The 22,504-nt window shown below is 61.1% G+C and carries 22 protein-coding genes and 3 tRNA genes; 10 read left to right on the top strand and 15 right to left on the bottom strand.

What is annotated here, in order from left to right:
- Positions 1–13 precede the first annotated feature (13 nt).
- The gene (chrA, locus tag HWX44_RS04815) at positions 14–1,180 is read left to right on the top strand and encodes a chromate efflux transporter (protein ID WP_175973409.1); all 1,167 of its coding nucleotides are present in this window, start codon (positions 14–16) and stop codon (positions 1,178–1,180) included.
- Here chrA and HWX44_RS04810 read toward each other — a convergent pair.
- From HWX44_RS04810 to HWX44_RS04790, 5 genes are all read right to left on the bottom strand, one after another.
- Positions 1,177–1,833: a hypothetical protein gene (locus HWX44_RS04810; protein ID WP_070702307.1), complete on the bottom strand. Its 657-nt coding sequence runs from the start codon at positions 1,831–1,833 to the stop codon at positions 1,177–1,179. The genes chrA and HWX44_RS04810 overlap by 4 nt on opposite strands.
- Entirely contained in the window at positions 1,823–2,296 is a 474-nt protein-coding gene (locus HWX44_RS04805; protein ID WP_046647327.1) for an acyl-CoA thioesterase, read from the bottom strand. Before HWX44_RS04805 ends, HWX44_RS04810 begins: the two co-directional genes overlap by 11 nt.
- Before the next feature lie 49 nt (positions 2,297–2,345).
- Complete coding sequence (ettA, locus tag HWX44_RS04800) at positions 2,346–4,016, bottom strand: energy-dependent translational throttle protein EttA (protein ID WP_070516054.1); 1,671 nt, start codon at positions 4,014–4,016, stop codon at positions 2,346–2,348.
- An 80-nt stretch (positions 4,017–4,096) separates the two neighbouring features.
- Complete coding sequence (locus HWX44_RS04795; RefSeq protein ID WP_046647328.1) at positions 4,097–4,687, bottom strand: single-stranded DNA-binding protein; 591 nt, start codon at positions 4,685–4,687, stop codon at positions 4,097–4,099.
- Positions 4,688–4,908: 221 nt separating this feature from the next.
- Positions 4,909–6,981: a cytochrome c oxidase assembly protein gene (locus HWX44_RS04790; protein WP_046647330.1), complete on the bottom strand. Its 2,073-nt coding sequence runs from the start codon at positions 6,979–6,981 to the stop codon at positions 4,909–4,911.
- A 76-nt stretch (positions 6,982–7,057) separates the two neighbouring features.
- Between HWX44_RS04790 and HWX44_RS04785 the strand changes: the two genes are divergently transcribed.
- From HWX44_RS04785 to HWX44_RS04775, 3 genes are all read left to right on the top strand, one after another.
- Positions 7,058–7,990 (top strand): LysR family transcriptional regulator, encoded by a 933-nt coding sequence (locus HWX44_RS04785; protein WP_070546595.1) that lies wholly within the window; start codon positions 7,058–7,060, stop codon positions 7,988–7,990.
- A gap of 39 nt (positions 7,991–8,029) precedes the next feature.
- A tRNA-Arg gene (locus HWX44_RS04780) sits at positions 8,030–8,103 on the top strand.
- 76 nt (positions 8,104–8,179) lie between these two features.
- Complete coding sequence (locus HWX44_RS04775; RefSeq protein WP_070511953.1) at positions 8,180–8,812, top strand: hypothetical protein; 633 nt, start codon at positions 8,180–8,182, stop codon at positions 8,810–8,812.
- On the opposite strand, the gene HWX44_RS04770 is transcribed toward HWX44_RS04775, so the two are convergent.
- Positions 8,813–8,998: a PspC domain-containing protein gene (locus HWX44_RS04770; protein ID WP_046647333.1), complete on the bottom strand. Its 186-nt coding sequence runs from the start codon at positions 8,996–8,998 to the stop codon at positions 8,813–8,815.
- Between the two features lie 129 nt (positions 8,999–9,127).
- On the opposite strand from HWX44_RS04770, the gene cmrA reads away from it, so the two are divergent.
- On the top strand, positions 9,128–9,940 hold the full coding sequence (gene cmrA, locus HWX44_RS04765; RefSeq protein ID WP_049155810.1) for a mycolate reductase: 813 nt from the start codon (positions 9,128–9,130) through the stop codon (positions 9,938–9,940).
- A 47-nt stretch (positions 9,941–9,987) separates the two neighbouring features.
- On the opposite strand, the gene HWX44_RS04760 is transcribed toward cmrA, so the two are convergent.
- A complete protein-coding gene (locus HWX44_RS04760; RefSeq protein ID WP_046647335.1) occupies positions 9,988–11,529 on the bottom strand; it encodes an alanine/glycine:cation symporter family protein in 1,542 nt (513 codons plus the stop codon).
- Positions 11,530–11,790: 261 nt separating this feature from the next.
- On the opposite strand from HWX44_RS04760, the gene orn reads away from it, so the two are divergent.
- The 4 genes from orn to HWX44_RS04740 all read left to right on the top strand — a co-directional run bounded on the left by orn (position 11,791) and on the right by HWX44_RS04740 (position 14,133).
- The gene (gene orn, locus HWX44_RS04755; protein ID WP_175973406.1) at positions 11,791–12,423 is read left to right on the top strand and encodes an oligoribonuclease; all 633 of its coding nucleotides are present in this window, start codon (positions 11,791–11,793) and stop codon (positions 12,421–12,423) included.
- A gap of 49 nt (positions 12,424–12,472) precedes the next feature.
- Positions 12,473–12,545 (top strand) — tRNA-His (locus tag HWX44_RS04750).
- 154 nt (positions 12,546–12,699) lie between these two features.
- Positions 12,700–13,560 (top strand): siderophore-interacting protein, encoded by an 861-nt coding sequence (locus HWX44_RS04745; protein WP_175973404.1) that lies wholly within the window; start codon positions 12,700–12,702, stop codon positions 13,558–13,560.
- Positions 13,561–13,587: 27 nt separating this feature from the next.
- Complete coding sequence (locus HWX44_RS04740) at positions 13,588–14,133, top strand: DNA-3-methyladenine glycosylase (RefSeq protein ID WP_070754700.1); 546 nt, start codon at positions 13,588–13,590, stop codon at positions 14,131–14,133.
- A gap of 47 nt (positions 14,134–14,180) precedes the next feature.
- On the opposite strand, the gene sucD is transcribed toward HWX44_RS04740, so the two are convergent.
- The 4 genes from sucD to HWX44_RS04720 all read right to left on the bottom strand — a co-directional run bounded on the left by sucD (position 14,181) and on the right by HWX44_RS04720 (position 18,373).
- Positions 14,181–15,059 carry a succinate--CoA ligase subunit alpha gene (gene sucD, locus HWX44_RS04735; protein WP_070509719.1) on the bottom strand — a complete coding sequence of 293 codons (879 nt, stop codon included), beginning with the start codon at positions 15,057–15,059 and terminating at the stop codon, positions 14,181–14,183.
- An 8-nt stretch (positions 15,060–15,067) separates the two neighbouring features.
- Complete coding sequence (gene sucC, locus HWX44_RS04730; protein ID WP_175973599.1) at positions 15,068–16,240, bottom strand: ADP-forming succinate--CoA ligase subunit beta; 1,173 nt, start codon at positions 16,238–16,240, stop codon at positions 15,068–15,070.
- A 203-nt stretch (positions 16,241–16,443) separates the two neighbouring features.
- Entirely contained in the window at positions 16,444–17,088 is a 645-nt protein-coding gene (locus HWX44_RS04725; protein WP_070509723.1) for a hypothetical protein, read from the bottom strand.
- 55 nt (positions 17,089–17,143) lie between these two features.
- Complete coding sequence (locus HWX44_RS04720; RefSeq protein WP_175973402.1) at positions 17,144–18,373, bottom strand: L,D-transpeptidase; 1,230 nt, start codon at positions 18,371–18,373, stop codon at positions 17,144–17,146.
- Positions 18,374–18,659: 286 nt separating this feature from the next.
- Here HWX44_RS04720 and HWX44_RS04715 point away from each other — a divergent pair.
- Positions 18,660–18,732 (top strand) — tRNA-Lys (locus HWX44_RS04715).
- Between the two features lie 47 nt (positions 18,733–18,779).
- Here the strand turns inward: HWX44_RS04715 and HWX44_RS04710 are convergent.
- The 4 genes from HWX44_RS04710 to HWX44_RS04695 are packed head-to-tail and all read right to left on the bottom strand — an operon-like array spanning position 18,780 to position 22,424.
- On the bottom strand, positions 18,780–19,322 hold the full coding sequence (locus tag HWX44_RS04710) for a 2'-5' RNA ligase (RefSeq protein ID WP_175973400.1): 543 nt from the start codon (positions 19,320–19,322) through the stop codon (positions 18,780–18,782).
- An 11-nt stretch (positions 19,323–19,333) separates the two neighbouring features.
- A complete protein-coding gene (locus HWX44_RS04705; protein ID WP_175973398.1) occupies positions 19,334–20,095 on the bottom strand; it encodes an ABC transporter ATP-binding protein in 762 nt (253 codons plus the stop codon).
- Positions 20,086–21,201, bottom strand: a complete 1,116-nt coding sequence (locus HWX44_RS04700; RefSeq protein WP_252970564.1) for a FecCD family ABC transporter permease — start codon at positions 21,199–21,201, stop codon at positions 20,086–20,088. The genes HWX44_RS04705 and HWX44_RS04700 overlap by 10 nt, the downstream gene beginning before the upstream one ends.
- A 2-nt stretch (positions 21,202–21,203) precedes the next feature.
- Positions 21,204–22,424, bottom strand: coding sequence for an ABC transporter substrate-binding protein (locus HWX44_RS04695; RefSeq protein WP_254868106.1), 1,221 nt, complete (start codon positions 22,422–22,424; stop codon positions 21,204–21,206).
- Positions 22,425–22,504 lie beyond the last annotated feature (80 nt).

The following is a 22,504-nucleotide window of genomic DNA, read 5'->3' as shown; positions in this document are numbered from 1 at the left end:
TAGTATGCGGAGCATGAGCACACTAGGCGATATACGGCGCTCCTTCCTCCCCCTCGGGTGGACTGCGTTCGGCGGACCGGCTGCCCACCTGGGTTATTTCCGCGCTGAGTTTGTCAGCCGCCGGAAGTGGCTCAGCGATTCCGCCTATGCCGATCTCGTGGCCATGTCCCAGTTTCTCCCCGGCCCGGCTAGCTCGAAGGTCGGGATGGCGCTGGGCTACGGGCGCGCGGGCCTACTCGGCCTCATCTACTCATGGTTCCTGTTCACCTTCCCCTCCGCACTCATCCTCACCCTGTTTGGCCTCCTCGTTGCACCCAACAATGGGTGGATCCAGGGCATCTTAGGGGGACTCCTCGCTGCCGCCGCCGGTGTGGTGATCCACGCCATCGTGGGGATGGCAAAGAAGCTCCTGCTTACCCCCACCGCGTGGGCGCTTGCGCTCATCAGCGCCGCTGTGCTGCTCGTCGCCGGGTCCGCGTGGCAGCTGGCTGTCCTCGCCGTGGCTGGAGTGCTTGGGGCAACCGTGTTGAGAACATGGCTGCCGACGACCTCGGCGCCCGCCGCCGATAGTGGCCCGCGCGCGGTGCCCGCCCGCCTGGCGTGGGGCTGTGTAGCAGCGTTCTTCCTCCTGTTGGGCGGGTTGGCGGTGGGGGCACAGCTTAGCGACGCCTACCTCATCACCCGCGCCAACGCCTTCTACCAGTCCGGCGCCCTGGTCTTTGGCGGCGGGCACGTGGTCCTGCCACTGCTGGAGGAACAATTCGTCGGCGCGGGCTGGCTCAGCCAGCAGGAGTTTCTCGCGGGCTACTCGGTAGCCCAGGGCGTGCCGGGGCCGCTGTTTACCTTCGCGTCTTACCTTGGGGCGGTCGACGGCGGGATCGGCGGAGCGCTCCTGGGGACCGTTCTTATCTTCGTGCCGGGCGCCTTACTCACGCTCGCGGCTTTGCATTTGTGGGCGCGCTGGAATCATCTCGGTTGGCTGCGCGGCGCGTTCTCGGCCATCAACGCGGCCGTGGTCGGCCTGCTCATCGCGGCGCTCTGGGATCCCATCATCACCCACGGGGTGACAGGGTGGGCTTCGGCGCTCATTGCAGTCGGCGCGGGCATAGCCCTCTTCTGCAAGGCCCCGCCGTGGACGGTCGCCGTCGGCGCCGCACTGGCGGGATTCGTACTGCTCTAGAACAGTGACAGGCGCGTCGAGTGGTAGACGCTGCCATAGGGCGCGTCTAGGCGAACCCAGCGCCCCTTGCCGGACACGCGCAAGTGACGGGGGATCTTGAGTGATGCGGCAAACCCCGGAATGAGGCCGAGGCTGGTGCAGGCGAAGATCATCCGCATGGGAATCTCCACCTGCGCCTCCGAGCTCTCCACGGTGAGCACTGTCTGATTCAACAGGCTTTTTGGCGGGCCCATCGGCCCTGAAAACTGGCGGGCCAGCTGGCGGCCCTTATCGGCGAGCTCGCGAACGACGTCGACCGGCAAGGAATCGATCTCGCGGAATCCCTGCGCCGGCGGCAACGCGCCTGGCCACGATGGATCGCGCGCCGGCCCCAGCGAAAGCTCCACTCCGTCCTCCGCAAGGACAGGGTCGGGGGCGGTGTGGAGGGCGTCGGCAAGCGCTTGCGCGGACACCACTGCCCCGTCGCGGCCCACGGTGCCTCCGCACCGCCGTGCCACAACGACATCGAAGGGCGTCGTGACAAAGACCTCGACCTGGTTGGCGTCATGCTGGCGCAGACGCACCGAGGCTGAGGCATCGAGCCCCGTCGCGCGGGCGAGGAGAGCACGCAGCCCTCCCCCACCGCTGCGCACCCGGAGAGTTTCACTCTCCATGATCGCGCTGCTCATCCAGCTCGACGACGGCGTGTTCCAGGATGATGTTGCGCTCCTCCTCAGTAACCTCGCGCGGCATCTGTGTACCCGGGTCGATGGCGACCTGCACGCAGTCGATGACGCAAGCCACCTGGCCCTGGGCGTCCTTAATCTTTTGGCGGGTGGTGAAGGAGGTGGTGCCAAGACGCACCACCGTGGTTTCCACCGTCACCGTGCCGTGGCGTCCATCCCACTTGATGGGGCGGACATAGTCCGCGTCGATATGGCGGACGAATGCCACCATGTTGACACCGCGGGCGTAGAAGTTGTGCATGGCAAAAGCCAAGCGCGCCTCCTGCGCCAGCTCGATGAAATTGGAGTTCATCATGTGGCCGTACATGTCGAAGTCCGACCAGCGCACACCTACGGTGAGCGCATGGACATTGTCCGTGGTCTTTTCCGACACAACCTTTTGAGCGGACATTCCAGGTTCCTTTCGGAGTTCTTCCTCTGAGTGTTAGGGCCAGTTCGCCCTAACGGCTGAGCTTGCGGTGGGTAACGCGAGACGGGCGGGCAGCTTCCTCACCGAGGCGCTCAACCTTGTTCTTCTCGTAGTCACCGAAGTTGCCCTCGAACCAGAACCACTGACCTTCTGCCACGTTGCCCTCCCAGGCCAGGATGTGAGTACAGGTGCGGTCGAGGAACCAGCGGTCGTGAGAAATAACCACGGCACAGCCGGGGAACTTCTCCAGGGCGTTTTCCAGCGAGCCCAGGGTTTCCACGTCCAAGTCGTTCGTCGGCTCATCGAGGAGGATCAGGTTGCCGCCCTCTTTAAGGGTCAGGGCCAGGTTCAAGCGGTTGCGCTCACCGCCGGAGAGAACCTTGGAAGGCTTCTGCTGATCGGCACCCTTGAAACCGAAAGCGGAGAGGTAGGCGCGGGACGGCATTTCGTTCTGGCCGACGTGAATGTAATCCAGCCCGTCGGAGACTACCTCCCACACGGTGGCCTCGGGGTCGATGTTCTCGCGGCCCTGGTCAACATAGGACAGCTTGACGGTCTCGCCGACGTCCACGCTGCCGGAATCCGGCTGCTCCAGACCCACGATGGTCTTGAACAGCGTGGACTTACCAACACCGTTCGGGCCGATCACGCCGACAATGCCGTTGCGCGGCAGGGTGAAGGACAAGTCCTTGATGAGCACACGATCATCGAAGCCCTTGGTCAGGTTCTTGACCTCTACCACCTTGTTGCCCAGGCGCGGCGGGGTCGGAATCTGGATCTCCTCAAAGTCCAGCTTCTTGTACTTCTCGGCTTCCGCAGCCATCTCCTCGTAGCGCTGGAGACGGGCCTTGTTCTTGGCCTGGCGGGCCTTCGCACCGGAGCGAACCCATGCGAGCTCGTCCTTGAGGCGCTTCTGCAGCTTCTTGTCCTTGGCACCGGCAATTTCCAGACGCTCAGCCTTCTTCTCCAGGTAGGTGGAGTAGTTGCCCTCGTAGGGATAGAGCTTGCCGCGGTCAACCTCACAGATCCAGCCCGCGACGTGGTCGAGGAAGTAACGGTCGTGGGTCACGGCCAGGACCGCACCCGGGTAAGACTCGAGGTGCTTCTCCAGCCACTGGACAGACTCGGCGTCCAGGTGGTTCGTGGGCTCGTCGAGCAGCAGCAGGTCGGGCTCACTCAGCAACAGCTTGGCCAGCGCGACGCGGCGGCGCTCACCACCGGAGAGGTTGGTTACCGGGGCATCGGACGGCGGGCAGCGCAGTGCTTCCATAGCCTGCTCGATCTTGGAATCGACCTCCCAGGCATCGGCAGCGTCGAGCTCCTCCTGCAGCTTGCCCATTTCCTCCATGAGTTCGTCGGAGTAGTTGGTGGCCATCTCCTCCGCGATCTCCTCGAAGCGCTGCTTCTTCTGGAAGATTTCACCGAGGCCTTCTTCGACGTTTTCGCGGACCGTCTTCTCCTCATTGAGCGGCGGCTCCTGGAGGAGGATGCCGACCGTCTTGCCCGGATCCAGGAAAGCCTCACCGTTGGAAGGCTGATCAAGGCCGGCCATGATCTTCAGGATCGAGGACTTACCTGCACCGTTGGGGCCCACGACGCCAATCTTGGCGCCCGGGTAGAAAGCCATGGTGACGTTATCCAAAATAACCTTGTCACCGATGGCCTTACGCACGTTTTTCATCGTGTAGATGAATTCGCCCATGTTTCACCCTTTGCTTCTGTCAGGATTGGTAAATAACAGTACAAAGACTACATCACATGGGCGGCGGTGGTCCTCTGTCCTTAGACCATCGCGTCCTCAGGTTCCGGTTCGACGTGTGACTCGGCCGCGGACTGCGCTTGCTGACGGTCCGCCGCGGTGTCCTGCGGAGTATCTCCCGACTGCAGGGCAGCCGGCATTGCTTCATTCTCCGTGGTGCTGGGTGGCGCCGTGTAATCTACGTCCGGCACCGGTGGATTCTCCCCCAGCCAGAGGGCTTCACTGCCCTCCTCACCGTAGGAGGTGCCAATTTTGGTGGAGGTAATGCAGAAGCGGTTGAGGTCGAGCCCCACGTGCGCAATCTTGATATAGGTCCTGGAGCGCTTCGCTCCGTGCTGATCCTCCCATCGATCCGTGACGATGGAGCCCATAACAAAGACCGGCATGCCCTTAAACAGGGACTTCTTGACGTTGATGGCACACTGGCCCCACACCTCGCCGTCGATATAGTTGAGGTCCAGCTCTCGCCACACCGTCTTGCCTTCTTCATCCTTTTCCGGAACGCTGCGGGAGGAGGCAAAGCGCAGGCGGGCTTTGTACATGGTGTCGCTAATCTTGGTCAGGTGCGGGTCATGGGTCAGACGCCCAGTGAGTGAGATTGGGTATTGAGACATTGCGTGATTCCTTTGCCATGTGTGGTTGGTGATCTTCTTGAGTGCGAGGAAGCAATACGCCTCCCTTACCTCGCATCATCGCCACCGATCACCGCACCCGCAATGGCGTCACCGCCAACCTGTGGATAACTCGTTGAAAGAATCAACAAAATATCCATTCGCACAGTTCAAAGACCCTTTTCCATCACCCTGGACGCGCCAGCTCTCTAGTGCTGGCGCCCCTAGTGCTGGCGGAAGCTGGAATCGTCGCCTTCGTTCATCTGCTTGAGCATGGCGTTGTAGCTTGCCAAGTCGGCATCGCCGTCAACATCCGCCTTAGCATCGTGGCGGCGAGCAGTGGCGCGATCCTCTCGCAGCCAATCCAGGAATAGTGAACCAAACACGATCACCAGCGGGAACTGGCCAAAGCCCCACGAAATGCCACCGCCGGTCCGCTGATCCGTGACAAAATCCGGGTTCCACGGCAGGTTCAAGGATTCATAGAAATCCAAGCCCAGAATAACCTGCATCTGCATGAGGTAGACACCGGCGAACAGGTGCAGAGGCATCGACACAAACAGGATCAGTAGGCGAACGCCAGTGGGCGCGCGCCACGGCAACGGATCCGGGCCAATAACCTCCCAGTAGTAGATGTAGCCGGAAATCAGGAAGACCCAGTTCATGATGACGTGCCCGGCATGTTCCGAAATGGCAACCTCGTAGAAGCTCGGAAAGAGGTAGAGCACGTAGAGAATGGCCAGAAACTGCAGGACATTGACCGCCGGATGCGTCAGGACGCGCAGCGTGGTGGATTTGGTGAGGGCGACAGCGGCGTCGTGAAGCGTGGGCTTGCCCGGCTCACCCGGTTCAAACGCCTCCATAACCAAGGTCACTGGGGCACCCAACACGAGGCAGAGCGGAATCGCCATGGACAAAATCATGTGCACGAGCATGTGCATGGAGTACAGCGCCGGCATGTACAGGCCAATACCGTTGCTCATGATGATGGTCATGCCCAACGAGCCCACCAGGAACCAGGTCGTACGCCCCGCCGACCACGTCAGCCCACGCCGCTTCAGACGCCAGAGCGCGTACAAGTAGAAGCCGGCTAGCACGAGTCCGAGCGAGCCAAACATGAGGTCGAAGCGGAACATGGTCCACACGTTGGTGGCTGTCGGGGCGTCGAAAAGCTCGTAGCCCACCAGAATCTGCATGGCGTTGAGGTTCGGATCCCGCGGCGGCGGGGGCGGTGTACGGCCCATCGAGATGGCCACGCCGACTGTGGCCGCCATGATGAGAACCTCCACCACAGACACTCGAACAAACAGGCGCGGTGCGCGTTTCAGCTGGGGAATGGTGACTCGGCGATGCACAAAGCCTATGGCCGCGAGCACCACCGTGAGCACCGCTTTGCTCAACACCAGCAAGCCATAGCGAGTGGTGAATAAATCCCCTAACTCAACGCGGATGAGCGCGTTGACCACACCGGTCGCCGCCAACCCCAAGATGGACAGCAGCGCAACCGTAGAATAGCGGCGAACCGCCACGCCCATGTCAGGCCCTAGGCGGCGGCCATGCGCAATGAGGCCCATGAGCCCACCGACCCACAGCATGATGAAGAACAGGTGCAAAAGCAGTGAGTTCGTGCCGTAGTCATGGTCGCCGCCGGAGGCCGAGTGCCCCTCCATCCCGAGGGGCACCGTGAGCAACAGGGACAGGAAGAACGTAGCGACCTGTCCCGCCCACGTGCGCGCAACAAACCCCGCTACGGCGACGAGCGCTGCGATCCCCGCGGTAAGGAGCCAGACCTGTGACGCCGCAATCTGGCCCACCGCCATGCCCATCAGCTCCGGGTTAAGAACCTGGCGCAACGGGGTACCGGTGAGATCCGACATGACAAGGGGAACCTCGAGCAAGGACACCACCGCGGCCCCCACAGCGGCCCAGGCACCGGTCCGCGCAGCGATGTGCCCGTCGACGGTGAGGCGCGCCTTGATCAAACGCTCGTTGTCCTTATCTGGCACGGCCGGGTAAATCAAGAATGCGCTGGACATGAATGAGCCGATGGACAGGGCCATCAGCATCCAGGCGACGGCACGGAAGAAGGGCAGACCAAAGGTCGTGACGCGCCCTGGGTCGGGGATACCGAGGGCAGCGAGCGAATCTGCAAGGAAGAACAGGGAAATGATCCCGCCCACAAGACCGGCGAAGACGACGAAAGAAAGATTCAACAAACGGGAGGGCCGCGCTCCCGACGCCGAGTGCGCCAGCCCCGGCGAGTACTGTGAGCTGGTGTTTTCCTTCTCAGTGTGCATGGTGGGCAGTCTACCGCCACACATGTTCTCTTACCTAAAAGGTAGACAACTCTCAGCTTTCGGGTAGTCTTCACTTATGGACTCACGCCAGCTTCATCACTTTCGAACCGTCGTGGACCACGGTTCGTTTACGCAGGCCGCGGAATCGCTGCAGCTCACACAACCTTCCCTGAGCCTTACCGTGCGCAAACTCGAAAAAGATCTCAACGTGAAGCTGCTCTCCCGCGGGCGCGGCGGAGTCCAAACAACGGAGGCTGGGGATTACCTCTATGGTGTCGCGACCTCGATCGATTCCCTCCTCAACACCGCTGCCGTGCGCCTAGCCGAGATTGCGTCGGGCAGTGCCGGGTCAGTCACACTGTGCTCCGCGCCCGAGTTCAATTGGCTGTATATGCCGGCGGTTCTGCGCCGCATGCGGCAACGGGCGCCAGAGGTAAGCGTTTCCTTAAAGGACTTAGAACCTACCGCCACGCTCAAGCAGGTCCTGGATGGCTCCGTGGAGATCGGTATCATCCTCACCACCAACCCACAGCGGTTCCGCCAAGACTACGGCACACAGCTCACCATTGACTGCGCCGCCGAGATGGACCTGCGCGTCGCACTCCCCCAACGCCTGGCGGACCTACCCGACCCCGTCCAGCTCTCCGATCTTGCCGCCGAAACGTGGCTCCTGCCGCCGCGCTGTCCGGAGCTCAGCAGCCTGCCCGAAGTGTTGGACCAGGTATGGGCCGCGGCCCCGCTCAGCAAACCTATGGGTGTCCAGGAAATTTCCACGCTGCAAACAGGCTTGCCGCTCGTTGCCGGCGACTATGGCATCAGCCTCATGCCGCACACCGCGCAGGCCTTGGGCCAAAGCGGCGTTCATTTCCGCCGCGTTGCGGAAACGCTGCCTACTATGCAGGCGCTTCTCATCCACCGTACGGACCGTGCATTGAGCCCGGCAGCGCGCACGTTGGTCTCCACCCTCCTCAGCACCAGCACCGAATCAACGCCAGCAGTAGCCCGATAGTCTGACTTCGCTCTCCGGTGCGTTATGATGGCTCGGTACGCCTCCATAGCTCAGTGGATTAGAGCAGTGGGTTTCTACCCCATGTGTCGCGGGTTCGAATCCTGCTGGGGGCACGCAGTTCAGAGCCACTTTTTGAGATTTGCCATAACGTCAAAAAGTGGCCTTTAGGCACCTTTTGGGCACACTCCTATGGACATTACTCTCGCCACTTTTGACTACGCCCCGGAATCCGCGCTGCGCGGACTGCGTTTCAGTAACGCCTGGGTGCCGTCGCCAAGCTATGCGGAATCGCGCCGCGGGGTGCTCACAGGACAATACCCGCAGCGCGGCGCCACCACCCGCATCACGGAGATTTTCGCGGCCGCCGGCTTCGAAGTCCGAGAAGACGCCCTCCCCGCGTCCGCACCGGTCTTTCGCCTCCTCGAGCAGCCGCATCCCCAGCTGCTGGGTGACCTGGAGGGCGTCGTGGCGGTCTGTTCCCTACAGGGCGAGAAGTCCGCGATGTCCCTCCTATGGCCCGGCGTAGCGGAGTCTGGGGTCTGCGCAGAACTCGTCTCCCCTCTCGACCTAGCGCCCACGCTCGCGGCAATCGCGGGGCTGGATGTGCGCCCCAACGCCCCGCTGTCCTTCGACGGTCTCAATCTGGTTCCGGTGCTCCGCTACGGCGCCTCCGGGCACACAGCACTCTTCTTCGACAACGGCGTACGTATGCAGGACGCCGTGCTTGTCGACGCCTCCGCCACCCCGCCCAGCGCCTTGCCGCGTCTGCAGGAGGAGTGGGAAACGTGGAAGAGGTTTATGGCTTTCGGCCCGCTGCAGTAGCTACTCCACCGGGATAACAACCCAGAGGATGAGATAGAGCAGGATTCCTGAGAAGCCCAGCAGAGTCGCAACAACGAAGAGAATGCGCACCAGGGTCGGATCGAGGTTGTAGGTCTGTGCGATGCCGCCGCAGACGCCGCCGAGCATCGTGTCAGTAGTGGAACGAGTTAAACGTTGGTTGGTCATGATGTCTCCTTTCGCTTTCTATTATCCAGAGTTGGGGCCGAGGAGACATCAGTGTTTACCCTGATTTAGACCCTGAGTGCTCTACGCTGGGTGGAGACTTCCCACCCCTGAGAGAAAGGACGCCGTTTCATGGCTCACTCCCCTGGGCTGCCCGCCCCTACCCGCTCCTCGTATGCACTGCTGACTGGTGCCAGCCAGGGCATTGGCGCTGCGATGGCCAAAGATCTGGCCGCTCGCGGCTACAACGTCATTCTCGTTGCTCGCCGTGAAGAGGTCCTCGAATCCATCGCTGCGGACCTACGCTCCCGTCACGAGGTTGATGCCATTGCGCTGGCTGCGGATCTCTCCGAGGCGGCGGACGTTGACCGCGTTATCGAATTCATGGCGGGCAAGGAAATCTCCATCATCGTTAACTCGGCGGGCATCGCCAGCTTTGGCAAGTTCATGGATCAGGACTGGGATTATGAAACCCGGCAGTTCGATCTCAACGGCAAGGCCGTTCACCGTCTGACCCGTGCCGCACTGGAGCAGATGCTGCCGCGGCGCAGCGGCGCTATTTGTAACGTGGGCTCGGCTGCGGGCAACGTCTCCATTCCGAACAACGCCACCTATGTTTTCACCAAGGCAGGTGTCAATGCCTTTACTGAGGCCCTGCACTATGAGCTCAAGGGCTCGGGCGTGACCTGCACTCTGCTGGCTCCTGGCCCAGTGCGCGATGCTGTTATTCCCGAGGAGGAGCAGTCCATCGTGGATAAGGTCGTCCCGGACTTCTTGTGGACCACCTACGAGTCCTGCTCCGAAGAAACCCTCGAGGCCATGGCCCGCAACCAGCGGCGCGTGGTCCCCGGCCCGCTCTCCAAGGTAATGAATGCACTGGGCAAGATTGTGCCGACCCCGATTGTTGCGCCGATCATCGGCAGTTTCTATTCCAAGATGGCCTAGGACACGACAAAGCCCGCTCTCTTTGGGAGAGCGGGCTTTTGCGTTACTTAACCCTGGAGCGGCGAGTCCTGCGCAATGGCTTTCTGCGCGGCCTCCTGGCGGGCGAGCTTGCGCTCTACCCAGAATTCAGCGTTCTTGATTCCCAGCGCCTCTGGGTCAAACTGCGGGTCCTTGCCGGCAGCCTTCTGTGCGCTGTAGTCCTTGAGGCACTTGAGAGCCGGGACCTGCAGGAAAAGAATGGCGATGATGTTGAGCCATGCCGTTGCACCAACACCGATGTCACCCAGCGCCCAAGCAGAACCCGGAGTCGTCGTCGCGCCAACGACCACGGACACTACGAGGAGAATACGCAGAATCCAGACGAGCACGCGGCGGGTGGTCTTGTTGCTGATCCAGCGGTTGAAGTAGGTCAGGTTGACCTCCGCCATGTAGTAGTACGCCAGGACGGTGGTGAAGGCGAAGAAGGCAATGGCGATGGCGACGAAGCTCGGGCCGAAACCTGCCAGCAAAGTGTCGAGGCCGTGCTGGACAAAGCCCGGTCCAACCTCAACGCCATCCGGGAGGGAGCCAGCGTAGCGCACAGGGCCTTCCTCCGACTCGCCCTCGAAGACCTTGTACATGTCAGTGGAGATGATGATGAACGCGGTAGCGGAGCACACGAAGAGGGTGTCAATGTACACCGAGAAAGCCTGCACGAAGCCCTGCTTCGCTGGGTGGGAAACCTCTGCCGCCGCGGCCGACTGCGGGCCGGTACCCTGGCCTGCCTCGTTGGAGTAAATACCGCGCTTCACGCCCCACATGATGGCCGAGCCCAACAGGCCAGAGAAGGCCTGCTCGGCGCCGAAGGCGGACTTGAAGATCATGCCGAAGACCTCAGGGATCTGGTTGAAGTTCATGATCAGAATGATGATGGCGAAGAGAATGTACGCAGCCGCCATGAACGGAACCACGAGGGACGCGAAGTTAGCGATACGCTTGACGCCACCGATAATGATGATGGCCAGAATTCCGCCCAGAACCAGCGCAGACCAGCCAACTTCGATGCCCCAAGCATTCTTAACGGCGGCGGCCACACCGTTTGCCTGGATACCAGGCAGGAAGTAGCTGGTAGCAAGAATCATTGCGACGGCGAAGACGATGCCATAGACCACCATGAACGGGCCGGCCTTGGTGTGCTTATAGGCCTTCTCGATGTAGTAAGCCGGGCCACCGCGGTACTCGCCGGTGTCCTGATCCTTCTCCTTGTAGACCTGCGCCAAGGTACATTCCACGAAGGACGTTGCGGAACCCAGCAGCGCCACCGCCCACATCCAGAACACAGCGCCCGGGCCACCGAAGGCGATAGCCGTCGCAACGCCGGCGATGTTGCCTACGCCGACGCGGCCGGCCAAGGAAATCATGAGCGATTGGAAGGAAGAGACACCCGCCTCGGAGCTCTCGCCGTCCTTGAGCTGTTTAATCATGTCCGGAATGCAGCGTATCTGCAGAAACTTAGTCGCTAGCGTGAAGTAAATGCCCGCGCCGAGACATAGAAAGACCAGCGCTGGTGACCAGATAAGGGCATTGAGGGTGTCGAGAAAGGCTGACATCGGTGGGGTACCATCCTTCGCAATATGTGAGTGCCATCACGTTAAAGGCTGTCCTAATAATGTCCCATCAACTAAGGCTTTCGTGAGCGAAATCATGAAAAAGTTGCGAAAAGGGCATACCTCAACCTCCGCAATCACCCCAAATCACCAGTTCACATCGTTTAAGGAGCGCCTCCCTTACCAACAGATCTGGCCTACCCCCATCTACCCCCGCGCTGGCACCTCCCGAACCTCACCCAAGGAGAAACTATGGTGGAACCCATGAGTGATATCCCCGCTAAGAATGATCGCCTTGTCTGGATCGATCTGGAAATGACCGGACTGGAACCACAGCGCCACGTCATCGTGGAAGTTGCCGCCGTGATAACCGACGCCGAGCTGAACATCCTTGACGAAGGCATCGACCTCGTCGTGCACGCCACGGAGGAACAGCTCGCGGAGATGGACGACTTCGTCACCACAATGCACGCAAACTCGGGACTGGACAAGGAAATTCGGGAATCCACGCTCACCATCGAAGAAGCAGAGGACGCAGTGCTGAAGCTCGTCGAAAAGCACTGCGATCCGAGCCACCCTGCTCCCCTGGCGGGCAATTCAATCGCCACAGACCGCGCCTTCATCCGCGCTTACATGCCACGTCTGGATGCCGCGCTGCACTACCGAATGATTGATGTTTCCACTATTAAAGAGCTCGCCCGCCGCTGGCACCCGCGGGCTTATTACAACCAACCGGAAAAGGGAATGGCGCACCGGGCACTGCAAGACATTATCGAGTCCATCCGCGAGCTTGATTTTTACCGCCGCAGCGTTTTTCGCACCGACGACGGCCCCTCCCCCACGGAAGCCGAGGAATTAAAGGCTGCTACAACCGCCGATTACCAGGCGTTTTTGTAAAACCGACGACGTGGGTTAACCTGTATCTCGTTGCTTTCGGGCAACGATGGTGGCTGTAGTTCAGCTGGTAGAGCACCAGGTTGTGATCCTGGGTGTCGCGGGTTCGAGCCCCGTCAGCCACCCCGAATAGACCCCGCATTCTGCTTGAGCAGGATGCGGGGTTAACTTTTTGCACCGAACCACCCTAGCCTTGGATATGTTAGCCTTACCTAATCTAGTATTGTGTAGGCTCCCGCCCTCACAGCAACTCAAGTATCCCGAAGGACAGTGATAACAATGGCTGCCCAAACTAAAGAAGCGGCGCCGAAGCGCAAGCCCCGCAAGGCGCATGAAGCGACCGTGACTGGTCGTCACCAGGCCTCACCGGATTTGGTTCGGTTGAGCATGAACTCCCCGGCTTTTGTGGGCAAAGAGCTGGAGTTTACGGATCACTACATCAAGCTGTTGTTCGTACCACAAAGCGCTGACTACTCTTGGCCGTTTGATGTCCAGCAGATTCGTGAAGAGCAGCCGCGTGATAAACAACCGATTCTCCGCACCTATACCCTGATCAACCTGAACCCGGAAACCGGGGACTTCGACGTTGACTTTGTCACCCACGGTGATTCCGGCTTGGCCGGTCCCTGGGCACGAGTAGCTGAGGTCGGAGAGAAAATCGGTTTCCTCGGCCCAGGTGGCGCCTGGGGACCCACCGAAGAGTATGCGCACTTTGTGTTCGCCGGTGATGAATCCGCAGCACCGGCCATCGGTGCCGGCTTGAAGCGTCTCCCCGAAGGCGCGACTGCAACTGCATACATCGAGATCGCGGCCGAAGACCGCACGTTTGAACTCCCCACCCGCGAGGGCGTGGAGGTCATCTGGGTGGTCCGCAATGGCGCTACCCCCGGTACTGAGCTATCCCGCGTGGTGCGCGAAGCTGGTATCCCTACGGGGAAGAAAGCCAGCTGGTTCATCCACGGTGTCGCCGAGATGATCAAAGAGCTGCGTCGCTTCCTTTTCGTGGAATCTGAAATTCCCAAGGAAGACGTTTCTATCTCTGGCTACTGGCGCATCGGCATGACTGAGGACCAGTGGCAGGCCTCCAAGCGCGAATTCAACGCCGAAATTGAAGCCGAAGAAGACAAGGCCAAAGCCTAAATCTCGCTCGCACGTTAGACTGCGGCAATGATCGATTTCACCGCCTCCGCAGACATCGTCGCTCCCCAACTGCTGGGAATGGTGCTGACGCACAACGGCGTCTCCATTCGCATCACAGAGGTGGAGGCCTACCTCGGCTCAGGCGATGAGGCCTCGCACACCTTTAACGGACGTACCCCACGCAACGCCGCCATGTTCGGTCCGCCCGGCCGCCTCTACGTCTATGTGTCCTACGGCATCCACCGGAACGGCAATATCGTTTGTGCACCCGAGGGGACCGGCGAGGGCTGCCTGCTGCGGGCCGGCGAAGTAATCGACGGTATAGACCTCGCGTACCAGCGGAGGGGCGACACGGAGTTTCATAATCTCGCCCGCGGCCCTGGCAATGTGGGCAAGGCCCTTGGTTTCAGCATCGCGGACAACGGCACGCCCGTCCTCCTCAGCGAGCGCGAGAGCGAGCCGGAGTGGGTCCGCGGGCCGCGCATCGGAATCTCGAAGAACCAAGACGCAGCCTTACGCTTTTGGATTCCCTTCGACAAGACGGTGTCGCGACGCCGCGGTCTCCCCCGCTAGTTCTTATGTGAGGGGCATGGGGCGAACAGCACCCATGCCTCACGCAGCTATGCCAAGGCTGCTCGCACCAACTCTGCCGCTTGGGACGGGGTCTTTCCTACCTTTACACCGGCGGCCTCCAGTGCTGCCTTCTTTCCTTCTGCCGTACCGGAACCGCCCGAGACGATGGCACCGGCGTGGCCCATCGTCTTGCCTTCTGGTGCGGTAAATCCAGCGATGTAGGCAATGACCGGCTTCGTCACGTGGTCCTTGATATAAGCCGCAGCGTGCTCTTCTGCATCGCCGCCAATCTCACCGATCATGATGATTGCCTCGGTGTCCGGGTCATTCTGGAATGCCTCGATCGCAGAAATATGCGTCGTACCGATGATCGGGTCACCACCGATTCCCACGCACGTGCTAAAGCCGATGTCAGAGAGCTCGTACATCATCTGGTACGTCAACGTGCCCGACTTCGACACCAAGCCAATCTTTCCCGGGTTCGGAGCGGTCTCCGCCGGGATAATGCCCGCATTGGATTCACCCGGCGTGTACAGCCCTGGGCAATTGGGGCCGATGATGCGCGTCTTGGACTCTCGCCCCAACGCATAGAGCTCCGCAGTGTCCTTCACGGGGATTCCCTCGGTGATGATCACGACGAGCTCAATGCCAGCGCGGATCGCCTCCTCCGCCGCATCCTTGGTGAACTTTGCCGGCACGAAGATGACGGTGACGTTAGCGCCTGTCGCCTGCATAGCCTCGCGCACGCTGCCAAACACAGGGATCTCGCGCCCATCAATGTCCACGCGTTCGCCTGCCTTGCGCGGGTTGACGCCACCTACGATGTTGGACCCGGACGCCAGCATGCGGCGCGTGTGCTTCATGCCTTCCGAACCCGTCATGCCCTGCACAATGATCCGCGAGTCTTTGTTGAGAAAAATCGACATATCTACTCCTAGTTCGCCAGCTCAGCAGCCCTGCGGGCAGCAGCATCCATGGTTTCAACCTGCTCCAGTTTGGGCAGGTGTGCGTCATTAAGAATCGAGCGTCCCAGCTCGGCGTTGTTGCCGTCGAGGCGCACCACGAGCGGCTTGGGTTCGATCCCCTCAGAATCCAAAATCTTGTACGCCTGCACGATGCCCTTGGCAACCTCGTCGCACGCGGTAATGCCACCGAAGACGTTAACGAAGACAGATTTCACTTGCGGGTCGCTGAGAATCACCTCAAGCCCGTTAGCCATCACTTCCGCATTGGCACCACCGCCGATATCGAGGAAGTTCGCGGGCTTCGGCTGCGATGCAAGATCCTCGCCGGCGTAGGCCACGACGTCGAGCGTTGACATCACCAAGCCAGCGCCGTTGCCGATGACACCCACCGAACCATCGAGCTTGACATAGTTCAACCCCATCTTCTGTGCCTTGAGCTCCAGCGGGTCGGTCGCACCGTGGTCTTGCAGGTCGCGGTGCTCGGGGTGGCGGAACTGCGCGTTATCATCCAGCGTGACCTTGCCATCGAGCGCAATAATTTCGCCGCTTGACGTCTTGACCAGCGGATTAACTTCCACCAGCGTGGCGTCTTCCTCGGTATAGACCGTGTAAAGCTTCTTGAACACGGGCACGAGCTTGGCGACGTCCCCCTCATCAAACCCCGCCTCATATGCCATGTCCCTAGCGAGGGTGTCCGTCATGCCGTCGAGCGGGGAGAAGCTGCGCTTAATCAGAGCGTCTGGGCGCTCCTCGGCCAGCTTTTCAATCTCCACGCCACCTTCCTTGGAGAGCATGGCCAGGTAACGGCGCTTGGTGCGATCGAGGAGGATCGAGAAGTAGTATTCCTCAGCGATGTCTGCGCCTTCTGCCACCATCACCTTGCGCACGGTGTGGCCCTTGATTTTCAGGCCCAGGATCTCGTTGGCCTTCTCCGCGGCTTCCGCGGGGCTGTGCGCTAGCTTGACTCCCCCAGCTTTGCCGCGACCACCGGTTTTGATTTGTGCCTTGACCACAACCACCGGCGTGCCCAGCTTCGTGGCTGCTTCCTCAGCCTGCACGGCCGAGGTCGCAACAATGCCCTTCAGGGTGGGAACCCCATGAGCTTCAAAGAGGTCTCGAGCTTGGTACTCGTAGAGATCCACTTCTGCCTCCATCTTTGCAGTGAATAACTAGTTCTCCACAAGATTCACCAAAACCAAGACGTGATGCAAACCACTTAACATTTGCGCCTGCGCAGTGCTTCACAAAGTGCGCAGGCATGACACAACGCCGCCCGTTGCGGGGCCACAGTATGCCAATAATGAATTAACTGACTTTACTTTCGGGGGCACCCTAGACGGTAACCCTAGGCAACGCTGTCAATAATCGCGGCCAATTCCTTCGATGCGCTCTTCATATCTTCCACGTCCTTCGCATCACCCATCGAATGCCGGAACATGTAGTTAATCACTTCCGCATTACCCACGGTGGTCACGCAAAAGAACTGCCGCAGGTCCACCTCCGGATGCTTCGCGCAGGCAAAGTAGCGTCCACCCTCAGTGAAGTCGAGGTCCTCAAAAGGTTTGACTTCTTCGCCGTTCTCTCGCTCCTGACGCTGATAGTCCTCGGCGATGAACGAGCGCACGTCTCGCGCGGCCTGCTCATTGTCCTTCGGGCAAGGATCGGTTTCTTTCTCATCTAGATAGCTGGAACCGACCATAAACTGCAGCCCATCCGCCTGATAGAAGCGCCCCCAGCCATCAGGCTCACCCGCGTCATATGTGGGGTCGTGCGCCAGGCCAGCGAATTCCTCCGGCATCGCCTCCAACAGCGCCGGGATATCGAATTCAGTCGCGCACGTACCTTCCTCAGCTGGAGCGGCAGCGCTAACGCTTGATACAAACGGGCTTGCGCTTTCGCTTTCCTCATGCGTGCTACCACCTTCCGAGGAGCACGCCACCAACGCCAACGGCGCTAGTAGCACTATCGCAGCTCGCTTATACCAGTTCATCCGGGGCCCTTTCCTTGGCAGTTTTTCCGCAAGGCTACCCCGGCAATCAACCGGGCTACTGGTTAGCGGTAGCGTTCCCCGCAGACCACGTCTCCCAGTCCATGTTCCAATCCCCCAGGCCGTCGAGCGGGCTCAACACGCCACCGCCGGTGTTGGAAACCCTCACGATATCGCCGCGCTTGACCGTGTTTTGGAACCACTGAGCAGCCTCAGTAGTCACGTTGATGCAGCCGTGGGACTGGTTGTAACTGCCCATCGCACCCACAGCCCAGGGCGCCGCGTGGACATAGATTCCGGAGTAAGACATCTGGGTCGCCCACTGAACGTCGGTCTTATAACCGCCGGCGTCGAGAGCCAGGCCAAAGGTAGTCGAGTCCATAGTGAGGGACGGGTACTGGTCACCGATGATGTAGGCGCCATTCGGGGTGTCCCACTGACCATCCCTGCCCATCGACACCGGAATGCGGCGCAGCACCTCCCCATTCTTGAACACCGACATCATCTTCGTGTTGTTATCGACCAGCGTGATGACGCGGTCACCGATAGTGAAGTTGGTGGAGGCATCCTCGCCGCCGTAAACACCGCCGCCGAGGTTGCGACCGTACAGGTCGACGTCGACAGTCACTTTCGTGCCCGTCTCCCAGTAGTTCTGCGGGCGCCAGCGCACCTCCTGGTTATTTACCCAGTAGAACGCCCCCTCAACGGCGGGCTCGGTCTTGACCGTGATGGCCTTCTCGGCCGCCTTGCGGTCGGTGACGTAGTTGCCGAAACGCACGCCGATAACCTGGCCCACTCCTACTTCGGAGTCCGGCAGCGGGCTCAACGCCACCTCAGACACCGCCGCGGCCTGCGGAGTGGTGAAGGTGATGGTCTTGTGGGTGCCATTCTTGTCTGTGGCATCGATGGTGTAGGTGCGGTTGTACCCCAGAACCTCGGCACTCTTCCACGTGGTCGAATCACTCGACAGCTCGTCCTCCACCACTTTGCCGGCCTCGTTGGTCATCGTCACCGACTTCAGACCCGCAGGAGAAGTGACCTCGACCGGTTCGGAAGGATCGACATCACTAGCGCCGTCTTTGACAGAAAACTTTAGTTGCTTCGCCTTAGCGGCTGCCGAGGCCGAAGCATCCGCCGCCGCACTCGCTTGGGCGTCTGCCTCAGAGTGACTATCGGCCGGGCTGGAATTCTCGGCCCCGCCAATGGTGCAGGCAGTCAGAAGGGAGGCAGTCGCAATGAGACTCGAGAGAAGCACTGCGGGACGTGCAGAAGGGAATAGAGAGTGCACACAAACCCCTAGCTCATAAAAGGACAGACAAGGACAAGAGTGCACTAAGCCTAACCGCCCGCACGGCCTTCTAACTAGTTAGCGCCACCGCCCTTAACCGTTTCGTTACCGGTCTTCCCCACTCCCACACTCCACACTTTCAAAGAAGAGACAAGTAGCCGCAACCTTAGGAGCTCAAAAACCTTTATTCACCTGGCGATTTTACCTTTTCAGGAAGAGGGTGTTAAAGTTACATCTCGTTGCACGGCAGGCACTGAGGAAATCAGAGCCAGCTAGGTAAACACCAGCGCCATTAGCTCAATTGGCAGAGCAACTGACTCTTAATCAGTGGGTTCGGGGTTCGATTCCCTGATGGCGCACAATATCACCCCCGCCCGGGTTAGCCGGAGCGGGGGTTTCCTGTTTCTTAATCCCCGGATTCGCGCTCGCGACCGACGGCCACAGACCCGCCAAAGATGTCGAGGCGCTGTGTCTTAGGCCGCCACCACGCGGCATAGTCAGCCCTAAACTCTTTATGCTCCGGCCCGGCGATTTCATCGAGTGCGCGCATATAGTCGGGCACGAGCGCTCTAGGCAGGCGCAGCCCCATCGTCAGGTGCGGGGTCCATCGCGGCCCGCGGCCTTCCGGGTTCGCGGCGCTTAACTGGCGCGCAGCGATCTCCAACTCGTCCGTGGTTTCCAGAAGCCACGCCACGGTCTGCTTGCTTTTCCTCCCGAATACCACCGTCCCGACGCGATGAAACAGCGCCGGCAGTAGCGGCGGCAACAGCGTGCGGGCCTCGTCGACGACTGCGGTCTCGAGCGCCGGCGCAAACGTTACCGTAATGTGCGGGCGCTGGTGCTGCACCGGAAAGCCACGCTGAGCCAGGGCAGCATAGACTTCCCGGATGGTGTTTTCATCCTCCGGGGTGAGGTACAACAGGAGGTTCTCGGGCGAATTTCGGCTCACACGGCCCGAGTCTAACTAACCTCCCGCAGCGCCACGATGGGTTGCCCGCGGTGGTCCAGCACATCCGTCTCTACGCCGTATACCTCGCGCAAGAGCTCCTCCGTGAGCACCTCCCCCGGCGCACCATGGGCGCGGGCCTTGCCGCCATGGAGCACGACGAGCTGGTCGCACATCCGGGCCGCCAGGTTGATGTCATGAATCGCCACCAACGCGAGGCTGCCTTCCTCCCGAGCTTTTGCCCGCACGCGGCCCAAGACGAAGAGCTGCCGGTTGAGGTCGAGGGCGGAGGTGGGTTCGTCGAGAAGCATGAGCCCAGGGGTCCCCACCAGCATCTGCGCCACGGCGACGAGCTGGCGTTGGCCGCCGGAGAGCTCGTTGAGGTAGCGCTGCGCAATGTCGTCGAGCCCCATGGAGTGCAGGACCTCGGCGGTGCGGGTGATTGGGTCCTCGCACGCTTCGCGCCGCGCCGCAATCAACACCGCTTCAAACGCGCGCAGCGCCGCGGTGTGCGGCAGGCCCTGCGGCACATAGCCGATAAGCTGGCGGCGCCGCTGTCCGCGCGGGCTCTGGCCATCGACGCGAAAGTCCACCGTGCCGCCCCGCGCGCGGTGCACGCCGGCAAGCGACTTAATGGTGGTGGTCTTGCCTGACGCGTTCGGCCCCAGCAGTCCCACGACCTGCCCGCCGCGCAGGGTGGGAAGGCTCAGCCCGTCTACCACCGTGCGCGAACCATAACCGGCGGTCAGATCGGAGATGGTGAGATCTACGTCCACAATGCCCTCCTCCGGGTCATGACGATGGCGATGAAGAATGGCACGCCCAGAAGCGAGGTGACGATGCCGATGGGGATGGCCAGTCCGGGCTTAATCAGGAGGCTTAGCGCGTGGGCGGCGCACATCACCGCTGCGCCCGCGGCCATGGAGGCCGGCACGAAGTAACGCTGGTCCTCCCCCACCAACATGCGCGCGATGTGCGGGCCCACCAGGCCGATAAAACCGATGATGCCGGCGAAAGCCACGGTGGTGGCCGCGACGAGCGAGACCACAACGAGAACAATCACGCGTAGGCGGGAGGTGTTGATACCGAGGGCGGTGGCGCGAGCGTCGCCAAGCCGCAGCGCCGTCAGCCGCCACGACAGCGCGCCCAGGATGGGCAACGCCACCGCAAGCACGCCGGCCAGCACGGCGTTAGCCTGCCAGCTGGCGCGGGTGAGGGAACCCATGGACCAGAAAACGATCTGTTGGAGAGCCTCGCTGGAGGAACGATATTGAATGAGCGCCAGCATGGCTTGGAAGAAGAAGACGAGGCCGATGCCGAGCAGCACCATCGTCTCGGACTTCGCACCGCGAATAACGGCGGCGACGACGATAATGGCCGTGGCCAGCGCCGCCGACAGCCACGCGATGAGCGCGAGGTTGAACTGCGGCTGGGCCAGAAGCTGCCAACGCAACACGATGGCGCTGGCTCCGCCGAAGGCAGCCGCCGCGGAGATGCCGAGGGTAAAGGGCTCTGCCAGCGGATTATCCAGGATGGTCTGCATCTGCGCGCCAGCCAGCGACAGGCTGGCGCCGATAAGCAGCGCCATGACTGCCATAGGCAGGCGCAGGCTCCACAGGACTGTACGCGTTTGCTTGTCGACGCCTCCCGGATCCACCATCCCCCGCAGCACCTGGCCCGGGGTGAGGTCGATGGCGCCAACGATCACGCTAAGAACGAATGCGGCGAGCGCTACACCGATAAGCCCGGCGACGATGGCGATGCGGCGGCGGGTCACTCGGGAGTGTTCGCGTGCGAGGGCCTCCACGGGAAGCACCGCGGTTTCTGCGCGCGTGGTCCGTTCAGGGCTTGCCGAGCGCGCGGTTGAGGTGAGAATGCTCATGACTAGTTGGTGCTGAAGAAGGTTCCGTCGCCGGGGACGGGCGAGTATTTCTCTTGGGCTTCGGCCCATTCTTGCTGAACGTCGACGTCTGCGTAGTCCTCTGGGTGGAGCCACGCGGCGATCTGGAGGAGTGCCAGGTAGTTGAAGGGCGAGTTGTAGAACTGGTGCCACAGGCCGTGGAGGTTGTGCTCCTTGACGGCGGAGAGGTCCTCAAAACCAGGTTGGACGCCGGCCAGCGAAGCGGCGCTGTCGTGGGCGTCCTTATCGCTGATGCCATAGCCGGCGGCAGCGAAGCCGGTGTGCCCCTTTGCGCTATCTACCTTGGCGGACCAGTCGCCGCCGGTGGCGATGATCATGTCGGGATTGGCGTCGATGACCTTCTCCGGGGTCAGCGCGCCGGACTCACCCTCGATGATGCCGTCTGCCACGTTCTTTCCGCCGGCGACGTTGACCAGCTCAGAAATGTTGGAGTCATTCCACGAGCCGCAACAGTCGGAGACACCCGCTGCGCGCCACACGAAGGTGGAGGGCTTGTCCTGCGCTTTCGTGGCGCGCTCGGTCACCAGGTCCACGTTCTTTTGCCAGTCCGCGATGAACTCCTCCGCGCGGTCCTCGTGGCCAAAGATATCGGCGAATATTTCCATGGTGGGGACGGTGTTCTCCAAGGGCTTGGCGCGGAAGTCTGTGACGGCATAGGTCAGGCCGGCCTGGTCCAGCTTGTCAGTGAGCCCAGCGGTCTGGGAGGCTTCGTACTGATCCTTGGAGAGCACGATGAGGTCCGGGTCGAGGCTGATGAGCTCCTCCACGGTGACGTCGCCCTTGGTGAAGCCGCCGATTTCGGGCAGCTCGTTGACTTTGGGCGTGGCCTTTTCCAGCTCGTGGTAGTAGTCGGGCACGTTCTGCTTCAGGTCCGATCCGATGGCCACGACCTTGTCCAGCGGATCTTCCTTGTTAAGGATGCCGGTGGCAAAGACGCTGCGGCCCTCTCCCAGGATTACGCGTTCTGGCTCGTGGTCCAGCTCCACTTGGCGGCCGGCAAGGTCTGTGAAACTCACAGCGGCGGTCCCTTGCGCTCCCGTTGACTGCTCGCTGCCGGCATCGGCATTGTCGGAAGCACAGCCTGCCAGCGCGCCAGCCAGCGCCGTCACAATGGCACACGCTCCTACCACTCGCCCGGCGCGGTGACGGGATGCCTGAGCTGCAGGCGTCGATACGTGAAGCACGATTTCTCCTTCAAACTTTCGTCTTGTGGTCTGCACGGAGGCTCATACTACACCGGTAGGTAAGGCTACCCACAGCTTAG

This window comes from Corynebacterium sp. Marseille-Q2823 (assembly GCF_903645345.1).
Lineage (GTDB): Bacteria > Actinomycetota > Actinomycetes > Mycobacteriales > Mycobacteriaceae > Corynebacterium > Corynebacterium hiratae.
This window is presented reverse-complemented; position numbering and strand designations above follow the sequence as displayed.

Bases quoted from the DNA above. Each gene is read 5' to 3' on its own strand.
- HWX44_RS04785 (WP_070546595.1), top strand. From the start codon at position 7,058: ATGGACTCACGCCAGCTTCATCACTTTCGAACCGTCGTGGACCACGGT.
- HWX44_RS04775 (WP_070511953.1), top strand. From the start codon at position 8,180: ATGGACATTACTCTCGCCACTTTTGACTACGCCCCGGAATCCGCGCTG.
- cmrA (WP_049155810.1), top strand. From the start codon at position 9,128: ATGGCTCACTCCCCTGGGCTGCCCGCCCCTACCCGCTCCTCGTATGCA.
- sucD (WP_070509719.1), bottom strand. From the start codon at position 15,059: ATGTCGATTTTTCTCAACAAAGACTCGCGGATCATTGTGCAGGGCATG.
- HWX44_RS04805 (WP_046647327.1), bottom strand. From the start codon at position 2,296: ATGTCCGCTCAAAAGGTTGTGTCGGAAAAGACCACGGACAATGTCCAT.
- HWX44_RS04810 (WP_070702307.1), bottom strand. From the start codon at position 1,833: ATGGAGAGTGAAACTCTCCGGGTGCGCAGCGGTGGGGGAGGGCTGCGT.
- chrA (WP_175973409.1), top strand. From the start codon at position 14: ATGAGCACACTAGGCGATATACGGCGCTCCTTCCTCCCCCTCGGGTGG.
- orn (WP_175973406.1), top strand. From the start codon at position 11,791: ATGAGTGATATCCCCGCTAAGAATGATCGCCTTGTCTGGATCGATCTG.
- HWX44_RS04740 (WP_070754700.1), top strand. From the start codon at position 13,588: ATGATCGATTTCACCGCCTCCGCAGACATCGTCGCTCCCCAACTGCTG.
- HWX44_RS04760 (WP_046647335.1), bottom strand. From the start codon at position 11,529: ATGTCAGCCTTTCTCGACACCCTCAATGCCCTTATCTGGTCACCAGCG.
- HWX44_RS04700 (WP_252970564.1), bottom strand. From the start codon at position 21,201: ATGAGCATTCTCACCTCAACCGCGCGCTCGGCAAGCCCTGAACGGACC.
- HWX44_RS04795 (WP_046647328.1), bottom strand. From the start codon at position 4,687: ATGTCTCAATACCCAATCTCACTCACTGGGCGTCTGACCCATGACCCG.
- HWX44_RS04745 (WP_175973404.1), top strand. From the start codon at position 12,700: ATGGCTGCCCAAACTAAAGAAGCGGCGCCGAAGCGCAAGCCCCGCAAG.
- ettA (WP_070516054.1), bottom strand. From the start codon at position 4,016: ATGGGCGAATTCATCTACACGATGAAAAACGTGCGTAAGGCCATCGGT.
- HWX44_RS04725 (WP_070509723.1), bottom strand. From the start codon at position 17,088: ATGAACTGGTATAAGCGAGCTGCGATAGTGCTACTAGCGCCGTTGGCG.
- HWX44_RS04770 (WP_046647333.1), bottom strand. From the start codon at position 8,998: ATGACCAACCAACGTTTAACTCGTTCCACTACTGACACGATGCTCGGC.
- HWX44_RS04790 (WP_046647330.1), bottom strand. From the start codon at position 6,981: ATGCACACTGAGAAGGAAAACACCAGCTCACAGTACTCGCCGGGGCTG.